The following is a 21922-nucleotide window of genomic DNA, read 5'->3' as shown; positions in this document are numbered from 1 at the left end:
CTTATGCATTAGAAGGAGAAATGTAACTCAACAGCGAAAAAGAAGAATAGGGATTTAACACATTTTTATTTTTTCTAATTAGATGAAGAAAAACCACCAATTTAACAAATTTTCATTCACAAGGAAAAAACTTTCTAAATAGTATAGACTATTAATCTTAATGTGTTATACTAATAAACAAGTTAACTACGATAAGATAACCAAATACTTTGGGGAGAAAGGATTTTGCGACAATGAAAACGATTAGCCTACAATCCGAATTAACACAATTAATAAAACGAGACCATGTTCACCATGATTTACCGATCTCGTCTCTAATCGAGAAATCTTTGATGCGCGGTGAAGGGAAACTCACGGCAACTGGAGCCCTTAGTGTAGAAACAGGTGCCTACACAGGTCGTTCTCCAAAAGATAAATTCATTGTCAAAGAATCTAGCGTTGCTGATAAAATCAACTGGGGTTCTGTGAACCAACCGATTGAAAAAGAGACATTTGCTAACCTTTACAAAAAAGTGATTAAACATTTAGAGGAACAAAATGAGCTATTTGTTTCACAAGGATTCGCAGGTGCGGACCCAACATACCGTTTACCTCTGAAAATTATAAACGAATTTGCTTGGCATCAATTGTTTGCACGTCAGTTGTTTATCAGACCAACTGAAGATGATGATCAGTCTTTTGAAAACGGTTTTACAATCGTTTCAGCACCAACTTTCAAAGCAGATCCTGCTGTAGATGGAACTCGTTCTGAGGCATTTGTTATTATTTCTTTTGAAGAGCGAATCGTTCTAATTGGCGGAACTGAGTACGCTGGAGAAATGAAAAAGTCGATTTTCTCTGTGATGAATTTCGTCCTTCCTGAACAAGGAGTCCTTTCTATGCATTGCTCTGCAAACACTGGTCAAGAAGGAGATACTGCCTTATTCTTTGGCCTTTCTGGAACAGGAAAGACAACGCTTTCTGCAGACCCACACCGCTCATTAATTGGGGATGACGAGCACGGCTGGTCAACTCATGGTGTCTTCAATATTGAGGGTGGTTGCTATGCAAAATGTATCAATTTATCTGAAGAAAAAGAACCGCAAATCTGGAATGCCATTCGCTTCGGTTCTGTTCTTGAAAATGTCGTCCTTAACGATAAAACAGGCCAACCAGATTACGACAATACTTCATTAACAGAAAATACACGCGCTGCTTACCCGCTCGAAGCGATTCCAAATGCTTTAACGCCAAGCATAGCTGGTCATCCAAATACAATTATATTCCTAACTGCTGATGCTTTTGGCGTGTTGCCTCCTATCAGCAAATTAACGAAAGAACAAGCGATGTACCATTTCTTATCGGGCTACACAAGTAAGCTTGCTGGTACAGAACGCGGCGTGACGGCTCCAGAAGCTACGTTCTCTACTTGCTTCGGTGCACCGTTCCTACCACTTCCAGCAGCTCGCTATGCTGAAATGCTAGGACAAAAGATCGATGAGAATGATGTTGATGTATTTCTAGTGAATACAGGCTGGTCTGGTGGTCCATACGGCGTAGGGAAACGGATGAATTTAAGCCATACACGAGCAATGGTTCAAGCTGCTTTGCACGGTGAACTTCGTACGGTGGAAACAACAGTGGACTCTATTTTCGGTCTTCATATCCCGCTTCATTGCCCAGGTGTCCCAGATAGCGTTTTACAACCACGCGAAACATGGACAGACAAGGAAGCATACGATGCGAAAGCACAAGAACTTGCAGCGAATTTCAAAGAGAACTTCCAGAAATTTGACCATGTAAGTGAAGAGATTAAAGCAGCAGGACCAAAATAAACGAAATCATTTTTCACGGAATAGGGTGCGGTTAGGCTGCACCCTATTCTTTTATTGATTCTTCATCCACGTCGCCGCATCTGTTAATACCTCACGTTGGTATCTTGCAGGAAATTGATGAGAGAACTGCGGGAAATACCAAGTCTCTACTCGTTTATTAACTTCAGCGCACTTTTGTTCTAAAGAATAAGCGTGCTCAACTGAGACATGTTGATCCTGCTCCCCATGGATAATCAATACTTTTGCCCTCAAGTTTGCAAGATCATTTAAAGGCGTCCTCCATGTATAGCGCTCTGGGTATTTATTAGGAGTACCACCAATAACTCGTTTCATCATTCTTCTTAAATCAACCCGCTCTTCATATGTTAAAAACATATCCGAGACGCCGTTCCAGCATGTTACAGTGGCTGCTTGTGGACGAGCAATGGCTGTCAGAAGTGCCATCACTCCACCTCGGGAGAATCCAAGTATATGAAGTGATTGTCGATCTACATGCGAAAGACTTTCTAATAGGTCAAAGGCTGTAAAAGCATCGATACGATCATCACCGCAAAAATCCTCGTTACCCTCTCCCCCTTTATTACCACGATAAAACGGTGCAAGTACAACCATCCCCTCTGCTGCCCATTGGATTACACGTTGAATTCGAACCATTCCGACATTTTTAATTCCACCTCTTAAGTACACGAGACCCGGCAGCTTATCACCCCATTGTGGAATGGCTAAGTATCCCTTCACACGTAGACCATCACTTATATACGTCACTAAATACAAATGAATGCGCGGATGAGGTGATGGAATCCTCACTTTCTCAATCAGATGATTCATACGTCATTTCCTTTCTCAAATTATATAGGCAAACACACATTTTACACCTTCTTCATACACTATCACATCAATATGATTTTGAAGGAGATGAATGGTATGACTTTTTTCAAAAAAGCTTTTCTATTGCTTCTATCTTTAATTATATTCTTTTCTTTTGCTGGATGCTCAATGAAAAATGACAGCGAAACGCTACGTGTTGCCGAAGTCACTCGCTCGATTTTTTATGCTCCATTTTATGCAGCGATGTCGCAAGGCTTCTTTGAGGAAGAAGGAATTAATATTGATTTAACAACGACATGGGGTGGAGATAAGACGATGACTGCCCTACTCTCAGATGGTGCTGATATCTCATTAGTAGGGGCCGAAACATCCATTTACGTATACGCTCAAGAAGCAACTGACCCTGCTATTACCTTTGCTGCTCTTACACAAACCGATGGCACATTTCTCGTTTCACGCCAGAAGCTTGATTCATTTGAATGGGAGGATTTAAAAGGGAGCGTCTTCCTTGGCCAACGAAAAGGCGGCATGCCACAAATGGTTGGCGAACATGTTTTAAAGAAACATGGAATTAATCCCCATCAAGACCTAGAGCTCATTCAAAATATTGACTTCGGTAATATTCATACTGCTTTCGCATCAGGAACAGGAGAATTCGTTCAATTATTCGAGCCACAAGCAACAATGTTTGAGAACGAAGGAATTGGTCACATTGTGGCATCATTTGGAACAGAATCAGGAACCGTCCCGTACACTGGCTTTATGGCAAAACAAAGCATGATTGAAGAAGAACAAGAAACACTAGAGCGCTTCACTCGTGCTCTTTATAAAGGACAACAATGGGTCGAGGAACAACCAGCAGAAGTGATCGCTGAAGCCATTCTTGATTTCTTTGAAGATACACCTGTTGAGCTTGTGACTCAAGTTGTCGATCGCTATAAATCACAAGGATCTTATGCAACATCTCCACTCGTCAAACCAGAGGCATGGGACAATTTACAGCTTATTATGGATCAAGCAGGTGAGCTTCCTCAGCCAGTCGATTATGAAACACTTGTTAATACCACAATTGCTGAGAACGTCATGAAATAGGAGGTTGATTTAAAATGTCCATCTTACAGCTTCATAAGATCTCGATGGGCTATGTCACAAAAAAAGAAGCCACTTTAGCTCTCGACTCGATTTCGCTTACCGTTCAGGACGGAGAATTTGTCTCCGTTCTTGGACCAAGCGGTTGTGGAAAAACAACACTGCTATCCATTATTGCAGGTTTACTTAGCCCAACAAGTGGTCGAATTACATTAGGGGATCAAGAACTTAATGAGAAGCAAGCAAGAGCAAATATCGGCTATATGCTACAACAAGATTATCTCTTTCCGTGGCGTACGATCGAGGATAATCTCACACTCGGACAAAAAATTCGTGGTCACTACTCGACTGAATCTAGACGCATGGCTATTGATTGGCTTGAAAAAATCGGTTTAGGTGATAAAAAAGACTTATTTCCAAACCAATTATCAGGTGGTATGCGTCAACGCGTTGCTCTCGTACGTATGCTTGCAACCAACCCAACACTCATGTTACTTGATGAACCATTCTCTGCACTCGACTACCAAACGAAATTAAAATTAGAGGATCTCGTTTTTCATACGTTAAAGTCCGAGCAAAAAACGGCCGTACTTGTTACACATGATATTGGAGAAGCTATCGCCATGTCAGATCGCGTCATTCTTCTTTCACCAAGACCAGGACGAATCCATCGAATTTTTAATATACCAAGTGAAATAGCCATTAGTTCACCATTTCAAGCGAGAGCGCATCCACAATTTAACGAGCAATTCCAACAAATATGGAAGGAGATGGAGAACTTTGAAGCAACGACTTGAATCACTACACAGAAGCTATCTTGCTTCGCTTAAACGCCAAAACCGCTATATCTTCATTGTTCAGCTCAGTATCCTTTTCTCCTTCTTTTGCTTATGGGAGCTCGCAGCTAGATCACAATGGATTGATCCCCTGCTTTTTAGTATGCCTTCTCGCATTGGGGTTTTACTGGTTGAACGATTACATGATGGTTCATTGCTTATGCATACATCCGTAACCCTGTTTGAAACGATACTTGGATTTATGATAGGAACTGTCGCAGGAATTGCCCTTGCAGCATTACTTTGGTGGTCACCATTTACGTCAAGAGTATTAGAACCTTATCTTGTCGTTTTGAATTCAATGCCCAAAGTAGCTCTTGGACCCATTCTCATCGTTGGCCTAGGCCCTGGATTCACCTCGATTATCGCTATGGGGGCTCTCATCTCTGTCATTATCACAACAATGGTTGTCTTTACAGCATTTAAAGAAGTTGATCCAAATTATTTAAAAGTGATGAATACATTCGGCGCAACAAAAAAACAAACATTTCGGCATGTCATTTTCCCGTCCTGCCTGCCAACAATGGTTTCAACATTAAAGGTCAATGTTGGCCTGTCATGGGTTGGGGTAATTGTCGGAGAATTTCTCGTCTCAAAGCAAGGACTTGGCTATTTAATTATTTACGGCTTCCAAGTCTTTAACTTTACTTTGGTTCTTATGAGCTTGCTTGTCATTGCTGTTCTTGCAACGATTATGTATAAAGCCGTAGAATTCACAGAGCATCATGTATTAAAACGGTTCTAATCAAGTTGCAGCTGTTAAAGCAGTTGCAACTTGATTAATTCTTCTAATACAAGCGGTAATACTTGATCCTTCATCATAAAACTAAATTTCTTATCTGATTGAATGTCTGCTGGTAGCTCATCAAGTAATACAGGACCGTTCGTTTCAAGATAGTCCTCTTTTTTTAATATTTCTGCAATGGAAGCAAAATAAACATTTTTATACATGACGTCTTCACCGCAGCTCACTTCATATTGACCGATGTAGGAAATAGAATCGACCTGTGCACCTGTTTCTTCATGCACCTCACGTTCAGCTGCTTCCAAAGCCGATTCTCCTTTTTCAACCTTCCCACCTGGAAATTCAATCCCTCTTGTACGATGCTGCGTCAGTAACCACTTATCACCAAAGCGACAGACGACCCACACATGTCCAACTTCCTTAGAAAACATCTGATCATCAAATGTAATTCGTACATGACAACCTTTTTGATCAAGAAATTGTTTCATCTCACTCCGCTCCTCTATCTACCTTTCCTTAAAAGTATACCGAGGAAAAGTGAGAACACCAACTCTTTTTATGACCAAGTTGCCTTCACCTCTTCATCAGGCTTAATCGCTATTAAAACGAGAATGAGCGCAAGTAGGCAAATTACTCCATTTGCGATAAACATGAAAAAGTGTGATGTTTTCATCAGTAAAGCAAAAACAGGTGGACCAAGCGCCACTCCAACAAAGCGCATGCTACTATAAAACGATGTAATCGACCCTCGTTGCTCCATTTTAATTCCCTCGGTTACAAGTGCATCTAAACTAGGAAGTGCAATGCCAATACCAATCCCACTAACAAATAATGCCGTAAGCAATAGATAAATATCTTTAGAAAAAGAGACCGATATGACAGCGATGGTTAACAAACCGATCCCAAAGACGGTTAACCACTTCATTTTTTGCTTCTCTTCGCCAATTACTTTTCCCGTGGCATATGAAGAAATACACAAAGCAGCAAGAGGAATGGCCAATAGAATCCCTTTTTTCATTCCGACAATTTGATACGTTTCTTCTAGCATCGTGGATAAATAAAAAAGAACCCCAAATAAAACGAACATACAAATGCCCCCAACGGTAAACACCGCATATAACCAACGGCCTTCGCGCTTAAATATAACCTTTAATGATTGCAAAAATGCCAGAAAAGCAGGTGCATCTTTCTTCATCTGCGGCTCTTTCACAAGAAATAACATTAACAATATTGAAATAAAGCAGAAAATAGGAAAAGCGAAAAAAGGCATGTACCAAACAGCCATAGCTAAAGCGGCACCAAGAATTGGACTTAAAACTTTTCCTAACGTATTTGATGTTTCAATCATTCCAAGCCCCTCACTAACCTCTTTTTCATCTGAGTATAAATCTCCTACAAGAGGCATAACAATTGGAGCCGCTCCCGCTGCACCAATCCCCTGCAGTAAACGACCTATAATTAAGATCCAATATGGATTTTCCATTTGCCAAGCCGCAAATCCAGATAATAATCCTCCAATCGCTGCAATGATTAAACTAGGGATAATCACATTTTTTCTTCCAATATGATCTGATAGATACCCCGCAATTGGAATACAGATGATGGCGACAATTGAATAGACTGTAATCAACATACTGACTTGAAATGAACTGATCCCAAGTACCTTCTCGATTTCGGGCAACACAGGAATAAGCATTGAATTTCCTAAAGTCATCACTAATGGAATAGAAGAGATTGAAATAATATCCCATGTTTTTTTATCTTGCTTCACTTAGTATCCCCCGTTCATAGCCTTTAAAATCTTGCTATTAGTATGGGGTTGGGATTTCATTCTATGCACCAGTGACCACAGGTAGCCATGTGAACTTTTTATAAAAAAGACGATCACTCTTAATTGAATGACCGTCTCTTCCTATTATTTCAAATTATACTGTCCACTATTTTGCAAAGAACGATAAAGTTCATCCAGTGATTGCTGTGAATGAGCAGCTAAATTTTCCATCTTACTGCGAAACTCAGATAGCAAGGAATCTTCCTTATAGCCTTTCTCAACAAGGTCTTCTAAAACATTTTCAACTACATCATCTTTTTTCTTAGCCAATTTTGCTTCAAATAATATACTGATTTGCTCAGAAAGCGAAGTAATGGTCTGAACACTTGAAATCATTGTAGCAGGATGATTATCTTTACTCGTAATGATCACATCAACCAAAATATGTGCACCTTGCTCATGAAGATCTTTAAAGTAATCGAACTGATCAGCAGAAAAAACGGCATCAATATACCACGTATGCTCACTGTTTTCCAAATTAATGATCAGACCATCCTGTATAGGAATTGGTTTTTTTTCCACTTTTCCAGACTTCCCTTCAAGTAAGCAAAACGAATAAAGCTTAAATGTTTTCACAAGAATCCACCTCTCTTACTATAGCTTAACGATAATGTCTAATTTTTCTTATCTTCATTAAACCATATTAGCTCCTAAATCAACACACTTACTTAAGTCCTATTCTAGAGAACACTTTTTAAAAATGGGAAGAAATAGACATTTAACCCGTAAAAAGTTTGTTCTAATTCAGAATGAAAAAGAGATCAACTTATAAAAAGTCAACCTCTCCTTTTAATCATTTTTACTTTCGTAAATGACCTGTATTTTCGTTTTTTCACTCACTAACATAACTTTAATATCGGTTTATTAGGAACTCTTAACCCCTTGAAAAAGCTTTTCGAATTGTCGTTGTTGAATCCATTCAATCAATTCTAATTCTTCATTTTTCAAATCTCTACCAAGCTTACTTCGCAATTCACATACAAGCTCTTGAACTAAGTTTTCAACTGCCATAGTGTTTATGTCTCCTTTGTAGAAAATTCCAATACGGTTGTCGTACCGTTATTGTTCCTTTCATTCAAGTCTATTCGGCCAAGCTCTTCACTATGATAATGAAAATTCAATTCGACAAAAACATCGTAGATCCTGCTGCTTTTTGTTGAATATTAAAATTTATTTTTCTTATATGCTTCTTGGATTTGTTCAAGCCCTTTTTGTAACGTTTCTCTTGGACAAGCTAAATTGATTCGCTCAAAATTTGTACCCTCTTCTCCAAAAATCGGTCCATGATTAAGGGCAACCTTCGCTTCTTCTACTAACCATTTCTTACGTTCAGCTGCTGTTAGAGGGAGCTTGGAGCAGTCAAGCCATAGAAGGTATGTACCCTCAGAATCCATGACTCTAAGTACTGGCATATGCTCATTAACATATTCTTTCACGAATTCATAGTTACTTTGTACATATTCCATTAATTCTTCAAGCCACTCTTCTCCGTGATTATAAGCAGCTTCTGTAGCGACCTCAGCAAAACTATTCGTCATATTCGCAAAAGAATTCGCTAAATGATTTTTCAATCTTGTATGCATCTTCTCATTTTCAACAACAACATATGACGTTTGAATCCCTGCAAGATTAAATGTTTTACTAGGTGCTAAGCAAGTAAACGTTCTTTGTGCAGTATCCTCATTAAGCGAGGCAAACGGAATATGCTGCTGACCTTTAAATAATAAATCGGCATGAATTTCATCAGAAACAACAAGTAAATTATGCTTTTTACAAATAGCGGCAAGCTTTTCTAATTCATCTCTTTTCCAGACGCGTCCTACTGGATTGTGAGGATGGCAAAGAACAAGCATTTTCGTGTTGGCTGTTATGACTTCTTCTAAATGATTTAAATCCATCTCATATTTGTCACCATCAAATGATAGTGGATTTCGTACTAATTCACGATTATTTTTTTTGACAACATCATAAAACGGATAGTAAACGGGCGTTTGAATGATGACCTCATCACCTGGCTCGGTGAACGCTTGAATAATATAGCTAATCGTTGGCACAATGCCATTTGTATAGATAAACGCATTTGCGTCCACTTCCCAATAATACCTGCGCTTCAGCCACCCTTGTACGGCTACATCGACACTTTTTGAATGAGCTGGATAACCGAAAATACCATGCTCAACTTTGGCATGCAAAGCATCTAGTACAGCTTGCGGTGCTCGAAAATCCATATCCGCTACCCACATCGGCAACAGATCTTCACCACCGAAGCGCTCCTTTGTCATATCCCATTTCATTGAATCTGTGCCTCTACGTTCAATCACTTGATTAAATAATTCACTCATAATCCTCATTTCCCTCCATCGTCATACAGGGTTCCTCTACACCTGTGAAACCAACGCTCTATTCCACAATTCAAAAATAGACTCCTGTTTATTCTTTTTCTCTCATAAAAATAGTATCATACCATGAAAAATTTTAACAATTTACAAAATAAGACTTAGACCTTTATAAGCTTATCACATTCCAAATTAAGGAGAAACAAGGAGAGACATTCATCTTTAAAACGCAAATACCAATTACAGAATTTCCCCTCTTGTGATAAGATGAAAAAAGCAAAATCTACGTATTTTTTTAATAGAGGATAGGTGTTTGACATGAGTGTATTAACCGTTAAAAACTTGAGTCATGGTTTCGGAGACCGTGCCATTTTTCAAGATGTTTCCTTTCGCTTGTTAAAAGGAGAACACATTGGTCTCATCGGAGCAAACGGCGAAGGTAAATCTACTTTCATGAATATCATTACTGGTAAATTAATGCCAGATGAAGGGACAGTTGAATGGTCAAAGAAGGTTCGTGTTGGTTATTTAGATCAGCATACCGTCCTTGAACGTGGAATGACAATGCGCGATGTTTTAAAAAGTGCATTTCAGTATATGTATGACCTAGAAGCAGAAATGACAGCGATGTACGACAAAATGGGTGATGTCACTCCTGAAGAATTAGAAAAGCTTCTAGCAGAAGTCGGCATCATTCAAGATACGCTGACAAATAACGATTTCTATACGATTGATGCAAAAGTGGAAGAAATCGCACGCGGACTTGGGCTTGATGATGTTGGGCTTGATCGCGATGTTGCAGACTTAAGCGGTGGTCAACGTACGAAGGTGTTGCTTGCAAAACTATTACTTGAAAAGCCTGACATTCTGCTTTTAGATGAGCCAACAAACTATCTTGATGAGCAGCATATTAATTGGCTGAAACGCTACTTACAAGAATATGAGAATGCTTTTATTCTCATTTCACATGATATCCCGTTTCTAAATAGCGTCATTAACTTGATCTATCATATGGAAAACCAAGAACTCAATCGCTACGTTGGTGATTACGATCATTTCTTAGAAGTTCATGAAATGAAAAAGGCTCAGCTTGAAGCTGCTTATAAGAGACAACAACAAGAAGTAGCACAATTAAAAGACTTCGTTGCCCGTAATAAGGCACGTGTTTCAACAAGAAATATGGCCATGTCTCGTCAGAAAAAGCTCGACAAAATGGACATGATTGAACTTGCACACGAAAAGCCAAAACCACAATTTAACTTTAAAACAGCACGGACAACGAGTAAGCTCGTTTTCGAGACTAAAGAACTTGTTATTGGCTACGATGAACCATTATCAAAACCACTTAATTTACGAATGGAACGTGGTCAAAAGATTGCCTTAGTCGGAGCAAATGGAATCGGGAAAACAACTCTACTAAAAAGTTTACTAGGCATTAACCGACCAATTTCAGGTAGCGTTGAGCGCGGGGAGTATCAAGAGATTGGCTACTTTGAACAAGAAGTAAAAGATCCAGATAAAACATGTATTGAAGAGGTTTGGGAAACGTTCCCTTCTCTCAATCAAGCTGAAGTCCGCGCTGCCCTTGCAAAATGTGGACTAACAACAAAGCATATTGAAAGTAAGATCGTCGTTTTAAGTGGTGGAGAGAAAGCCAAGGTTCGTCTTTGTAAATTAATTAACAGCGAGACAAATATCCTTGTTCTCGATGAGCCAACAAACCACCTTGATGTTGATGCAAAAGCTGAACTTAAACGAGCATTGCAAGAATACAAAGGAAGCGTCCTCCTTATTTGCCATGAACCAGAATTCTACGAAGGTCTCGTCACAGACGTTTGGAACTGCGAATCTTGGACGACAAAGCTTGTTTGATAGAATAAATGAACCGTCCCGATCAGTCAGGCACCTTTCACAAAAAGGTGCCTGACCTTTTTATACCATTTATTTATTAACCCACTCCCTCTAAGTTATGGTACAATAACGTTTGTCTATTTTTCATTTAAGACGTTTATCATTGTTAAAAAACGGAGGCTTCTACATGAAGAATACACCCTTTATCGCAGTAGAAGGACCGATTGGTGTGGGGAAAACCTCACTTGCAAAAGCGATATCAACCCATTATCAATATCATCTACTAAAAGAAATCGTTGATGAAAACCCCTTTCTTAGCAAATTTTATAAGAACATTGAAGAATGGAGTTTTCAAACGGAAATGTTCTTTCTCTGCAACAGGTACAAGCAGCTAGAAGACATTCAATTGCATTATTTACAGGCACATAACTCAGTTGTTGCAGACTACCATATTTATAAAAATATGATTTTTGCTGGTCGTACTTTAACAGCTTCACAATATGACAAATATAAAAGAATTTATGACATCTTAACGGTCGATATGCCAAAGCCAAATTTATTGATCTACCTTCATGCCAGCCTTCCGACGTTGCTAAAACGAATCAAGCTACGCGGGCGTGAAATGGAACAACAAATCGATCATAACTATTTAAAACAACTCTCAGATGATTATGAGCTAGCTATGGCTAAATGGGCAGAGCTTTATCCAGAAACACCGATTATCCAAATTAATGGTGACGAACTTAACTTTGTTCAAAACGAAGAAGACCTACAAGTCATTTTTGATAAAATTGATTCTGAACTCAATAAAAGGAGCGACACGGATTGAATCTACGCGCTAAATATAACATCCCAGAAAATGCGATCATTACGATTGCCGGCACGGTCGGAGTTGGAAAATCAACCATGACAAATTCCCTTGCGACAGCTTTAGGATTTAAGACCTCATTTGAAAATGTCGACCATAACCCGTACCTTGATAAATTCTACGCTGATTTTGAACGCTGGAGCTTTCATTTGCAAATTTACTTCTTAGCTGAACGTTTCAAGGAACAAAAGCGCATGTTTGAGCAAGGTGGTGGCTTCGTTCAAGATCGATCAATCTATGAGGACACTGGTATTTTTGCAAAAATGCATGCTGATAAAGGGACGATGACAAAGGTCGATTATGAAACCTACACAAGTCTTTTTGATGCAATGGTGATGACGCCATTCTTTCCACATCCTGACGTTTTGATCTATTTAGAAGGCAGTCTAGATGATATAGTTGGCCGTATTCATGAGCGCGGACGTGAAATGGAGCAAAATACTCCCGCTTCCTATTGGCAGGAAATGCACGAGCGTTACGGGCAATGGATCGAGAGCTTCACATCGTGCCCCGTACTCCGATTGAACATCCAGGATTATGACCTGCATAAGAATCCAGATGCAATTGAATCCATTATTGCTCGCATTGGTGATACCATTCAAACAGCAAAATAATTAAGAAAAGCTCCAGCTGCTGGAGCTAGACTTCATCAAATTTCTTATCTTTCAATAAAGCCGCCTCCTGATAATCAGGAGGCGGCTTTATCTCATTTTGATCGTGACTAGCGTTTGTAAAAATACTCTCCAGCTTGAATCCTCCCACGTCGTTGTTCAATTACCTCTAGACTATCCTGCATGCGATAATTTATTTGCTCAAATGGTTCTTCGATTTGCTCTCTTGCTTCCGTTAAAAATCCCCGTTTAAATGCCTTGATAATCTCACCAAGCTCATCTCGATCAATAATCCTCACTTCAGCTGCCGACGCAAGCTTCCAGCAAGGATCCGAAATAAGATTGGTAGATGTAATAATCATTGCATTCTCTGCTTCGTAATAAGCCTTTGCAGTATATACCTCTTGTACAGCTGTTAATCCAAGCTTTTCAGAAAGACGCTTTGCCTGTACGACCGTTTTGATATCATCTTGGTCATAAAATAACAAATCAGCTCCAAAATCTCTGCTTTTTTTCGTCAAAAACGTTTGCTCATAGCCAAGCGCCATCAATAAGACATATAAATACTCTTCAAATTCATGCCCTGTCATTTGATCAATATCTGCGAGCGTAATTTTTGTTAAATCATAACGCTTCCTTCTTCTCAAACGTAAAATGATTGCTAATACAACTAGCAACGCCACTACAACAAGAACAGTAACACCTGCTGTTATAAGCCAAGAAGGCACAAACTCATCCAAATAAACCCAACTCCCTTCACACTCTTCTATCTTACGAGCTACGAAGAAAATACGCAAACGTTTGTTTGTAAAAAAAGCAAACAATTAATATTTTCATATTTATCCCAATTATGGACACACTATTTTCAAAGAATATTGAAAGGAAGTTGAATGTCATGTCATTAAATAACGAAATCGAATATTCTCGTAAAAAGCGATACCCGTTCTTTCCACTTATTCTTTTTCTGACAACGTACCTTCTCGTCCAACTGTATCATTATGACATCAAATTATTTGGACTCACCATTTCACTAGCGTTGTCTCTTTTAGGTATTTGGTATTTCGTGAGAGCTACGAACATCAACTCTCGTTACCAAACGACAACGATGATGAATGTTGATGCAATGACCGATCAGGAATTTCACCAGCTGCTTATCTCACTTTTTCGTCGACAAGGGTACTCTGTCAATTCAATAAACACGAATGAGCAAAACTGTGCAGATCTTATCGCAATAAAAAATGGTACCAAAGCCGTTGTTTATGCCAAACGTCAACAAGCTATTATCGACAAACAAGTCATTCAAGATGCTTTATTAACGAAAAAAACACGGCAAGCAACGCAAGTGATTGTGGTCACAAACAATCCCTTCTCCCATGCTGCAAAAAAGCTAGCTCAAGCTAATAAAGTGAACCTTATTGATCGTGATTCCCTAGATGCTCTACTCGATGCTTATTTTAGACAAAAACGAAGCTACCGTTTCATCGAACGGGCTCGCGCGTTCTTCATTAGACAAGAAACTGAAAACTAGATGAGAAAACAGAGCTTATCACCAGATGCGAAAAGAAATACCCCTGCAAAACTAAGAATTTTGCAGGGGCTTTAAATGTTAAACCTTGATCTGTTTGTTAGTGTATATCTTTCATTTCATATCCTCATCAGGCAGTTTATCGCATTATCTTTTATAAATGAGAAACAATGCAATTCCAAGCAGAATAACCGCAAGCATTCTATTAAAGTCAAAAGGAATCTGCTTTCCACTAAATAACCCCATATGATCAAGAATCATACTTGTTACAATTTGACCAACGATAATCGAGACAATTGTTGTTGCGACCCCAATTCTAGGTACAGCTAATACCATACTATAAACAACTATAACCCCTAGAACTCCTCCTAGTAACTGCCATTTCGGAACAGACAGTACATTTAAAATATTCCCTTTTCCAGCAAAAATCATCATGAGCAAAAGCACAAGTGTTCCAATTGAAAAAGAAACAAATGCTGCCTCAATTGAACCAATTTTCTTTCCTAATCCTCCATTAATACCAGATTGAACAGCCAAGGAAGCACCAGCTAGACAAACAAAAATGACAAACAACCAGTTCATACAATCCCTTCTTTCTAGAAACCAAAACTCCCCTAAATTATAGTATATAATCCAAATAAAGCATCCCTTTTCTTTCTAAGAGATGCTTCTTTAAAATTTGCTATTTTTATTATTCAATCAATCTTTTTCTACAACAATCCAACAAGCTTAAGCCCGTACTCAATTCCGTCCTCGCCAACATCTTTCGTGACATGCTTAGCCGCACTTTTAACAGTATCAGACGCGTTCCCCATCGCCACACTATTTTGGACAAATTGAAGCATTTCGATATCATTTAAGCCATCTCCAAAGGCATACACGTCCTCCTCTGCAAATCCTAAATGATTGATCACAGCTTCGATTCCTCGCGCTTTTGAACCATTTACAGGTAGGACATCTGCTGAAAAAGGATGCCAACGGACAAAATCAAAGGAAGAGAAAGCATCAACATATTCTCTTTCTTCCTCTTCCGTACAGAAAATCAAGGACTGATAGATTTCACGGTTCTGGAAATAATTAGGATCATGCTCAGGATGAACCAATTTTAACGATCCAATGCTTTCTTCAATATGAGGGTGGTATTCAATATTTGATCGCATCCCCTCATGATCCATAAATACTAATGGATGCTCCTTACTCTCCGAAAATTGAATCAGTCGTTTCAACGACTCCAAATCCAACGTTCTTTTATAAATAACATGATTATCAGCTACGACATACGATCCATTAAAACTAACATATGTATCAATCTCGAGTTCTTCCCTCAAATCTGTAAATAAGAACGGAGCACGTCCAGTCGCAATCGCAACATAATGTCCTTTTTCTCTTAATTGCTTTATTGCTTTTAGTGTCGATTGAGGTAATTCCTTATCCTCGTTATAGAGCGTACCATCTATATCAAAAAAGATTAATTTGCGTGACATACCTTTACCTCCCGTTGATTTCATTTGCAGAAAATCCCTCACACAGCTTCATTTGATAGATAAGCGTGAGGGATTCTTTATTAATTAACCATAAGGAAGCATAAATTGCAAACTATAGCATTAATTTAACAACTTCCCTATCTAGAAACACAAACAAAAAAACGTACTTCCTCATATTTGAGAATATACGTTTACGCTAAATGATTTGGAATCATAATTTGAACAAGCGTTCCATTTTCCTTATCTCTATTTAACACCTTTATCCCCCACTCATCCCCAAAATAATGCTTAATACGTTGATTGACATTGTTTAATCCAATACCTGTAGTATGTCCTTTTCCTGTCTGTATCGGTAAGACAAGTTCTTGATCACTCTCAAGTCCTGCTCCATTATCGATAATATGAATGATAATCTTCTCTGCTTTAGAAAAAACTTGCAGCGAAATATGAATAGGACGTCCAATCGGTTCAAAACCATGAACGATAGCATTTTCAACAATGGGCTGCAAGGTAAAAATTGGGACGTTTACATGTTCTAAATGACGGTCTATTTCGATAGTAAAACTAATTTGATCACGGTACCTAGTTCTCTGAATATAGAGGTAATTTTCAACGTGTTCTAGCTCTTCTTTTAGTGAAACAAGTTGATCAATGTTACGCAAACTATATCTTAAAATGTTCCCAAGTAAGTATGTAACATTTTGAGTTTGATCAGCATTTTCTAAATAGGCAATTCTTGAGATCGTGTTGAGAGTATTAAATAAGAAATGAGGATTAATTTGCGATTGGAGAACTTTAAGCTGTGTTTCTTTTAAGACTTTCTCTAATGCTGTACGAGTCTGTAATTCTTTCATGAGCTTTTCACTATTACGCGACAGTTCCATTTTCGTTAAGTACGCATCGCCCATTTCTACAATATAATTTGCAGTGACAAAAAGAAGCTCTGCAATGGCTTCAACACGACTTCTCGTCTTATATTCCAGCTTCTTATAATAAGATTGCAATGTTTCTTGGTTTAAAGGTAACTCAGCAAGATTCATTCTCATATCTGCAAGATCTGAAAACTCCTCGTCTTCCATGAGCACTTGTCCACATAGAACTGCCCCTAAATAAGTCTCTCTTAAAATGATCGGCGCAGCAAAATCAACTAAACCAGAATGGCAACGATGAATAGTCGGACGATTACTTTTAGCAGCTATTTTCCCTATTCGCCCATCAGAAAGTATACAGCGCCGCTCTCCCTCTGAACACGAACGAATATAGTGGCAAAACTCAGTGAAGTTACTAGCCTTTGTTAAAGGAACTCCGTCCGTGTCACATATTATCACTCCGACACCTGTCGCTTCAGCAAATTGATTTTGTATTTCTTGTAACTTTTCGATATCGACAAATTCCCGCAAATTCTTAATAATGATAAGCCCTCCCTACTTTAAAAAGCATAATAGTAAACCTATCAAAAACGAAAATTTGATTGCCGAGGTTGATTCTTCACATGATTTTATTAAAATATTGCCTGTTTACCTTTTCTCTTTTCAATTGCTGTTCATTCTCTCTATATTGCTTTGGTGGACAACCTTCCAATTTTTTGAACACTCTCGTAAAATAGTTAGGGTCTGTAAAACCACACTGTTCACTAATGTCAGCAATTGTTTTTGTGCTATTAGCTAATAGTTCCTTCGCTTTTTCAATTCTGCTTACAGTAATATAGTCAGTTAATGTCATCCCCATTTCTTGTTTGAATAAACGACTGACGTATTGGGAGTGAAGATGCACGAATTCAGATAGTTGCACTAGTGTGAGCTTTTCCTCTACATGATCATGAATAAATGTCGTAATCGTCTCGATAATGTTATTTGACTGATGTTGATGGATCTCTTCACTTGTTTGATCACTCGTCGGTCCAATCACCTTTTTTAACGCTTGAATAAATTCATCAGGGCGAACAGGCTTTAAGAGATAATCGACTGCACCAAGCTTAATGGTTTGCAACGCATAATCAAATTCGTTATAAGCAGTCAAAAACAATACTTTTAAATGAGGCCTTCTCTCTTTCATGACCTTTGCAGCAGTAATGCCGTCCATGACTGGCATTTTTATATCCATCACGACTATATCAATAGACTCGCTTGTCACGATCTCAAGGGCAGAAGCTCCGTTTACAGCTTCTAGACAATGTGTAATTCCAATACGATTCTTTTTGACAACATCCATTAATACTTCTCTCTCAAGTGGCTCATCGTCAACAATTAAGAGATTCATCGATTACCTCCCTAACTAATACTATTGAAATCGCTTTCAATTATTAATTTACTGAAAAATCAGATTTAATTCCCTGTTACTAATAGTATTATATATGAGCCAATTAGAAAAGCCCCTCCTTATATTTACATATTTCATTTCCTAAGGAAGGACTTACATCTCCACTATTTAATTATTTATGGTGAACAAAGCTCATTTATGCAAAACTACTTGTTTATCAAGAGAGTTTCAAAGACTGAAACTGCAGCTTCAGCCACTTCAATATCATGAGCAACCGATCCGCCACTTACCCCTACTGCGCCAACAATCTTTCCATCCTCTTCTAATGGAATGCCTCCACCAAAGACGACGATTCTGCTATTATTCGTGGTGTTTATCCCATAAAGCTCTCCTCCAGGTTCTGTTAAACGTGGGAGGTTATTTGTTGGCATTTTTAATGCTACTGACGTCCATGCCTTATTAAGAGCAATATCAATGCTCACTAATAACGCATCATCCATACGATGGCTTGCGATAAAATTCCCACCCTCATCAACGATCGTAATGACCATCGGTACACCAATTTCATTTGCTTTTTTCTCAGCACCAGCAATCATTTCTTTAGCCATTTCAAGATTGATCTTTGTCATCATTGCCCTCCTTTTTCAATTTGAGAAACTTCTTTCATGTTCTCCGACAAATGTAAGTGGTAAACCTTTCACAAGTCTTGCAGCATTTTTACCGAGTAATCTTTCATTCCCTTTCTTTTCGGTAATGTAAGGCTCTCCTGAAACGATCTTTTCATGGTATACCATCATTTTATCATCCTCTATCACCACTTTTACTTGAAGAGGTGTAAAGCTATCATTCTGATTTTCATGTTTAATCTGCTTCAACAGATATGGAACTCCCTCTTCCTCAAGGCCTGCACATACCTCTTTTAAAGCACACGGTTCAATGTCCTCTCGATGTAAGATTGGAATAAAGATACGCTTATGCTCCATGTACTGTACCTCTTTTAACCTTTGATGAAAGAACTAAGCCTGTTGCTACTGCATTTCGTGGGCCTTCTGTTCCTCTCACATTGGCAAAACCTGCAACAATCCCGTATTTCGATAATTCCTCCGTAATCATTTGCGGAATTTCAAAATCGAGAGCAGACCCACCAAGCATGACCACAAAGGAAATATGCCTAATATTGTTTGTCGGTATGACCTGCTCTAATGCCCGTAATGCATTAGTGACAAATACTTTTCTTTTGGCATCACGACGAATTGAACGTATTTTTTCAATCGATTCACGAATAGGGAGTGGTGTTAACCCTTCCTCTTCACGAATCACCACTTTTCCAAATGTGTAAGGTGGATACTGTTTTTCTGAGAAGAGAATTGTGCCATCCTCTAGCTGCATATGGAATAAACTGAGAACCTTGCCTAACGGATATTTTTTGATTTTCTCCGCTAGTTCTTGATTTGAAAGAGCCAACTCAGAGTTAATGAGCATGGTGACCATATCACCTGCACCAGCTAAGTGAGTCGTACACATCTTATCTTTCTCATCAATCGTTGCAGCATCAGTTGAGCCCCCACCCATATCAAGGATGACGATTGGTTTCTCCGTTCCTGGTGTCGTCAGCGCACCCCTAATGGCCATTTCCGCCTCTACTCCGCCAACTTCTACTGGTATGCCAATTTCCTTTTCTAAAAGCTGTGCTACTTTTGTAATCGACACTTTTTCCGTCTTGACCATAGAGGCTAAAGCGACACCGCTTTCCATCGACAATTCACCAGCCATTGCTCCACTAATTGAAGTAGGAATTCCAGCATCAACCGCTAATAGGTCTGTAATATAAATTTCGTTCATATCCTGACCTGTCAAATCAGCTAAATCCTGTCTTAGCCCATTTAACATTCCGCCAACATTGGTCCCCGTTTCTCCCCTTACATCAATTAATCTCCCAATCTTCTTATACGCCTCCATAATGACTTCGGAGCCGTCATTAATCGAAATTTGAACATGAGATTTCTCACCAATTAGTGTCATACTTCCAGCTTCAATTTTCCGTTCAACAATTTCTCCTTGAGGTGTACGGATGACAACCGCAGAACGATTTCCAACAAGTGATTTCGCAACTGGAGCTATCTGTTTTGTCTCATCTGGACTCAAACCGAACACAGTCGATAAACCATATGGATTACTTAGCATTCTAATCACATGTCCAGGTAAAGCCACTTCAACTGCAGCTAGCTTACCAATTGGAACCTTTTCAATCATCTTTACTTCATCGACAATCGGAATCAACTGATCTAAACGGTTATGAATTAACACACCGTCATCTTTTTGAACAATTGCGCCTGTGATAGAGATCCCTTTTTTCATAGCTTTATTGATGATAAAAGCGACTATCTCATAATCAAACGATTTAGGAACGACGACAATAAAGTCTGTCTGATCATCCAGTCCTTCATTTAATTGATCAATAACAATCGTTTGCCCAACACCAAGACCTGCCCCTCCTGGTGTGTCAGGATTATGACCAATCATCGAAGATTCTGTGATCACCGTTTCACTAATTAAATCCATTGCCAAATCGCCGATAACAGGTACAGCATCATTAATACGGATGAGGTCAATAGCCGAAAGGTCCAGACCTGCTTTAGAGACTGCCTTCTTCAAGCATTTTGTCACACCTTTAATGTTATCAACCGTCCCTTTTACTCCTGTTGTCGGAACTAAATGCTGGGTAAGAAATTCAGTCTCCGTCTCACTGATTTTTGCAATCGCTACCTCTGTTGATGAATTTCCAATATCAATTCCAGCAATGATTTGCTTGTTCATCCTTATTCCTCTTCTTGACGCAGAATACCACGTCTTTCATATACTTCCGCAGCTTCAATTACTAGTTTCGCATTTTCGACTGCATTGTACTGCTGCTCTAGCTCATCGGCGATGGCAAGTAACTCTTCTTTTGTCGAACGATTTGGTCTAAGCGCATTATAAATTTCAAGAATTCTTTCATCAGATATGTTAATCAGCTCAGCAGCTCGTCTGAAGTTCCTGCCTAACTGGTCCCTTTCCAAGCTTTCAGCAATTTCAGCTTGCATCAACAATGTCTCTGGACTGATACGCATATCCTCACTTGAAACTTCTCCTTTTAAGGCTGCTTCTAATGTCAATTCTTCATAGTTTTTTTTCGTCGGTGTAAATAAGAGATCTGGCCTATTCGTTCCTAATGGATAATCCTTCTTAGTTAAGCTCATCCAATCCCCTCCTCTTTAATTGCAAACGAATACTCAACATCTACTGATTTATGGTTTCTCATCACGTATTGTGCTTCTTTCAAATATAAGATCGCTGCAATCGCTTGGTATCTCGGCCTTGCCATTTGGTCATTGACAACAGGAACAGGATCGACACTCTCACCAAGTGCATACAGGGCTGCATTTCGACCAATGGCTCGGTACGTCTCAAGCGTTATTAATGGCGATTGCGGAAACAATTCCAGATTACTTAACGGATCTAAATCTTTTTGATGAATAACGGTCGTACCCCGAGATTGCAATCCAATGCCAATGCCCGATCCACTTAACTTCGCAGCTTCATGCCCCATAAAGGCTAAATCGGCTGTATGATAGCTTCGTATCACTCGTGGGATGCCCCCTTGCTCCTCAATCCCTGAAATGATTTCCCTTAGCACTTTTGCATGTTCTTCTTTAATAATCGTTTTGCTCATTTCTTTCCCAAATGCAGGAGAAACAGCAATAACCACTTCTTGCGGATTTGTTCCTTTTTTCGCCTTCTCTAGGTCTTTCATGTTCATATCAATGGAAAACATGCCGACTGCCATCTTCATTCCTCCCCTCTCT

At 39.0% G+C, this 21922-nt stretch carries 24 protein-coding genes; 8 read left to right on the top strand and 16 right to left on the bottom strand.

The window, feature by feature from the left end:
* Positions 1 to 233 precede the first annotated feature (233 nt).
* The gene (pckA, locus tag IQ10_RS07750; protein ID WP_144449924.1) at positions 234 to 1814 is read left to right on the top strand and encodes a phosphoenolpyruvate carboxykinase (ATP); all 1581 of its coding nucleotides are present in this window, start codon (positions 234 to 236) and stop codon (positions 1812 to 1814) included.
* Between the two features lie 51 nt (positions 1815 to 1865).
* On the opposite strand, the gene IQ10_RS07745 is transcribed toward pckA, so the two are convergent.
* On the bottom strand, positions 1866 to 2642 hold the full coding sequence (locus tag IQ10_RS07745) for an alpha/beta hydrolase family protein (protein ID WP_144449923.1): 777 nt from the start codon (positions 2640 to 2642) through the stop codon (positions 1866 to 1868).
* A 96-nt stretch (positions 2643 to 2738) separates the two neighbouring features.
* Here IQ10_RS07745 and IQ10_RS07740 point away from each other — a divergent pair, with 96 nt between their 5' ends.
* The 3 genes from IQ10_RS07740 to IQ10_RS07730 are packed head-to-tail and all read left to right on the top strand — an operon-like array spanning position 2739 to position 5312.
* Positions 2739 to 3734 carry an ABC transporter substrate-binding protein gene (locus tag IQ10_RS07740; protein ID WP_144449922.1) on the top strand — a complete coding sequence of 332 codons (996 nt, stop codon included), beginning with the start codon at positions 2739 to 2741 and terminating at the stop codon, positions 3732 to 3734.
* Positions 3735 to 3748: 14 nt separating this feature from the next.
* On the top strand, positions 3749 to 4528 hold the full coding sequence (locus IQ10_RS07735) for an ABC transporter ATP-binding protein (RefSeq protein ID WP_144449921.1): 780 nt from the start codon (positions 3749 to 3751) through the stop codon (positions 4526 to 4528).
* Positions 4512 to 5312 carry an ABC transporter permease gene (locus tag IQ10_RS07730; RefSeq protein ID WP_144449920.1) on the top strand — a complete coding sequence of 267 codons (801 nt, stop codon included), beginning with the start codon at positions 4512 to 4514 and terminating at the stop codon, positions 5310 to 5312. Before IQ10_RS07735 ends, IQ10_RS07730 begins: the two co-directional genes overlap by 17 nt.
* Positions 5313 to 5326: 14 nt before the next feature.
* On the opposite strand, the gene ytkD is transcribed toward IQ10_RS07730, so the two are convergent.
* The 5 genes from ytkD to IQ10_RS07710 form a co-directional block, all read right to left on the bottom strand.
* Positions 5327 to 5800, bottom strand: a complete 474-nt coding sequence (gene ytkD / locus IQ10_RS07725) for an RNA deprotection pyrophosphohydrolase (RefSeq protein WP_144449919.1) — start codon at positions 5798 to 5800, stop codon at positions 5327 to 5329.
* 68 nt (positions 5801 to 5868) lie between these two features.
* A complete protein-coding gene (bcbE, locus tag IQ10_RS07720) occupies positions 5869 to 7026 on the bottom strand; it encodes a bacillibactin exporter BcbE (protein ID WP_144450256.1) in 1158 nt (385 codons plus the stop codon).
* Positions 7027 to 7227: 201 nt separating this feature from the next.
* Entirely contained in the window at positions 7228 to 7719 is a 492-nt protein-coding gene (locus IQ10_RS07715; protein WP_144449918.1) for a YwpF family protein, read from the bottom strand.
* 288 nt (positions 7720 to 8007) lie between these two features.
* Positions 8008 to 8154, bottom strand: coding sequence for a hypothetical protein (locus IQ10_RS18175; protein ID WP_199757401.1), 147 nt, complete (start codon positions 8152 to 8154; stop codon positions 8008 to 8010).
* A gap of 152 nt (positions 8155 to 8306) precedes the next feature.
* Positions 8307 to 9485, bottom strand: a complete 1179-nt coding sequence (locus IQ10_RS07710) for a MalY/PatB family protein (protein ID WP_144449917.1) — start codon at positions 9483 to 9485, stop codon at positions 8307 to 8309.
* 312 nt (positions 9486 to 9797) lie between these two features.
* On the opposite strand from IQ10_RS07710, the gene IQ10_RS07705 reads away from it, so the two are divergent.
* The 3 genes from IQ10_RS07705 to IQ10_RS07695 all read left to right on the top strand — a co-directional run bounded on the left by IQ10_RS07705 (position 9798) and on the right by IQ10_RS07695 (position 12812).
* The gene (locus tag IQ10_RS07705) at positions 9798 to 11351 is read left to right on the top strand and encodes an ABC-F family ATP-binding cassette domain-containing protein (RefSeq protein ID WP_144449916.1); all 1554 of its coding nucleotides are present in this window, start codon (positions 9798 to 9800) and stop codon (positions 11349 to 11351) included.
* Positions 11352 to 11517: 166 nt separating this feature from the next.
* Positions 11518 to 12159 carry a deoxynucleoside kinase gene (locus IQ10_RS07700; protein WP_144449915.1) on the top strand — a complete coding sequence of 214 codons (642 nt, stop codon included), beginning with the start codon at positions 11518 to 11520 and terminating at the stop codon, positions 12157 to 12159.
* Positions 12156 to 12812, top strand: a complete 657-nt coding sequence (locus tag IQ10_RS07695; RefSeq protein ID WP_144449914.1) for a deoxynucleoside kinase — start codon at positions 12156 to 12158, stop codon at positions 12810 to 12812. The genes IQ10_RS07700 and IQ10_RS07695 overlap by 4 nt, the downstream gene beginning before the upstream one ends.
* Before the next feature lie 107 nt (positions 12813 to 12919).
* Here IQ10_RS07695 and IQ10_RS07690 read toward each other — a convergent pair whose 3' ends face one another.
* A complete protein-coding gene (locus tag IQ10_RS07690; protein WP_199757400.1) occupies positions 12920 to 13549 on the bottom strand; it encodes a restriction endonuclease in 630 nt (209 codons plus the stop codon).
* A gap of 155 nt (positions 13550 to 13704) precedes the next feature.
* Here IQ10_RS07690 and IQ10_RS07685 point away from each other — a divergent pair, with 155 nt between their 5' ends.
* Entirely contained in the window at positions 13705 to 14337 is a 633-nt protein-coding gene (locus IQ10_RS07685) for a restriction endonuclease (protein WP_158640014.1), read from the top strand.
* A gap of 144 nt (positions 14338 to 14481) precedes the next feature.
* Here the strand turns inward: IQ10_RS07685 and IQ10_RS07680 are convergent, their stop codons facing one another.
* The 9 genes from IQ10_RS07680 to IQ10_RS07640 form a co-directional block, all read right to left on the bottom strand.
* Positions 14482 to 14916, bottom strand: coding sequence for a DMT family transporter (locus tag IQ10_RS07680; RefSeq protein ID WP_144449912.1), 435 nt, complete (start codon positions 14914 to 14916; stop codon positions 14482 to 14484).
* Positions 14917 to 15044: 128 nt separating this feature from the next.
* Complete coding sequence (locus IQ10_RS07675; protein ID WP_144449911.1) at positions 15045 to 15818, bottom strand: Cof-type HAD-IIB family hydrolase; 774 nt, start codon at positions 15816 to 15818, stop codon at positions 15045 to 15047.
* A 191-nt stretch (positions 15819 to 16009) separates the two neighbouring features.
* Entirely contained in the window at positions 16010 to 17218 is a 1209-nt protein-coding gene (locus IQ10_RS07670; RefSeq protein ID WP_158640013.1) for a sensor histidine kinase, read from the bottom strand.
* Positions 17219 to 17306: 88 nt separating this feature from the next.
* A complete protein-coding gene (locus tag IQ10_RS07665; protein ID WP_144449909.1) occupies positions 17307 to 18077 on the bottom strand; it encodes a response regulator transcription factor in 771 nt (256 codons plus the stop codon).
* 206 nt (positions 18078 to 18283) lie between these two features.
* Positions 18284 to 18706, bottom strand: coding sequence for a GlcG/HbpS family heme-binding protein (locus IQ10_RS07660; protein ID WP_144449908.1), 423 nt, complete (start codon positions 18704 to 18706; stop codon positions 18284 to 18286).
* 15 nt (positions 18707 to 18721) lie between these two features.
* On the bottom strand, positions 18722 to 19060 hold the full coding sequence (locus tag IQ10_RS07655) for a glycerol dehydratase reactivase beta/small subunit family protein (RefSeq protein WP_144449907.1): 339 nt from the start codon (positions 19058 to 19060) through the stop codon (positions 18722 to 18724).
* The gene (locus IQ10_RS07650) at positions 19050 to 20894 is read right to left on the bottom strand and encodes a diol dehydratase reactivase subunit alpha (RefSeq protein WP_144449906.1); all 1845 of its coding nucleotides are present in this window, start codon (positions 20892 to 20894) and stop codon (positions 19050 to 19052) included. The genes IQ10_RS07655 and IQ10_RS07650 overlap by 11 nt, the downstream gene beginning before the upstream one ends.
* A 2-nt stretch (positions 20895 to 20896) precedes the next feature.
* Positions 20897 to 21316, bottom strand: coding sequence for a diol dehydratase small subunit (locus IQ10_RS07645; RefSeq protein ID WP_144449905.1), 420 nt, complete (start codon positions 21314 to 21316; stop codon positions 20897 to 20899).
* A complete protein-coding gene (locus IQ10_RS07640; protein ID WP_242009790.1) occupies positions 21313 to 21903 on the bottom strand; it encodes a propanediol/glycerol family dehydratase medium subunit in 591 nt (196 codons plus the stop codon). The genes IQ10_RS07645 and IQ10_RS07640 overlap by 4 nt, the downstream gene beginning before the upstream one ends.
* Positions 21904 to 21922 lie beyond the last annotated feature (19 nt).

This window comes from Halalkalibacter nanhaiisediminis (assembly GCF_007830185.1).
GTDB lineage: Bacteria > Bacillota > Bacilli > Bacillales > Bacillaceae_D > Halalkalibacter > Halalkalibacter nanhaiisediminis.
The sequence above is the reverse complement of the archived record's forward strand: the minus strand, read 5'-3'. Positions and strand labels throughout refer to the sequence as shown.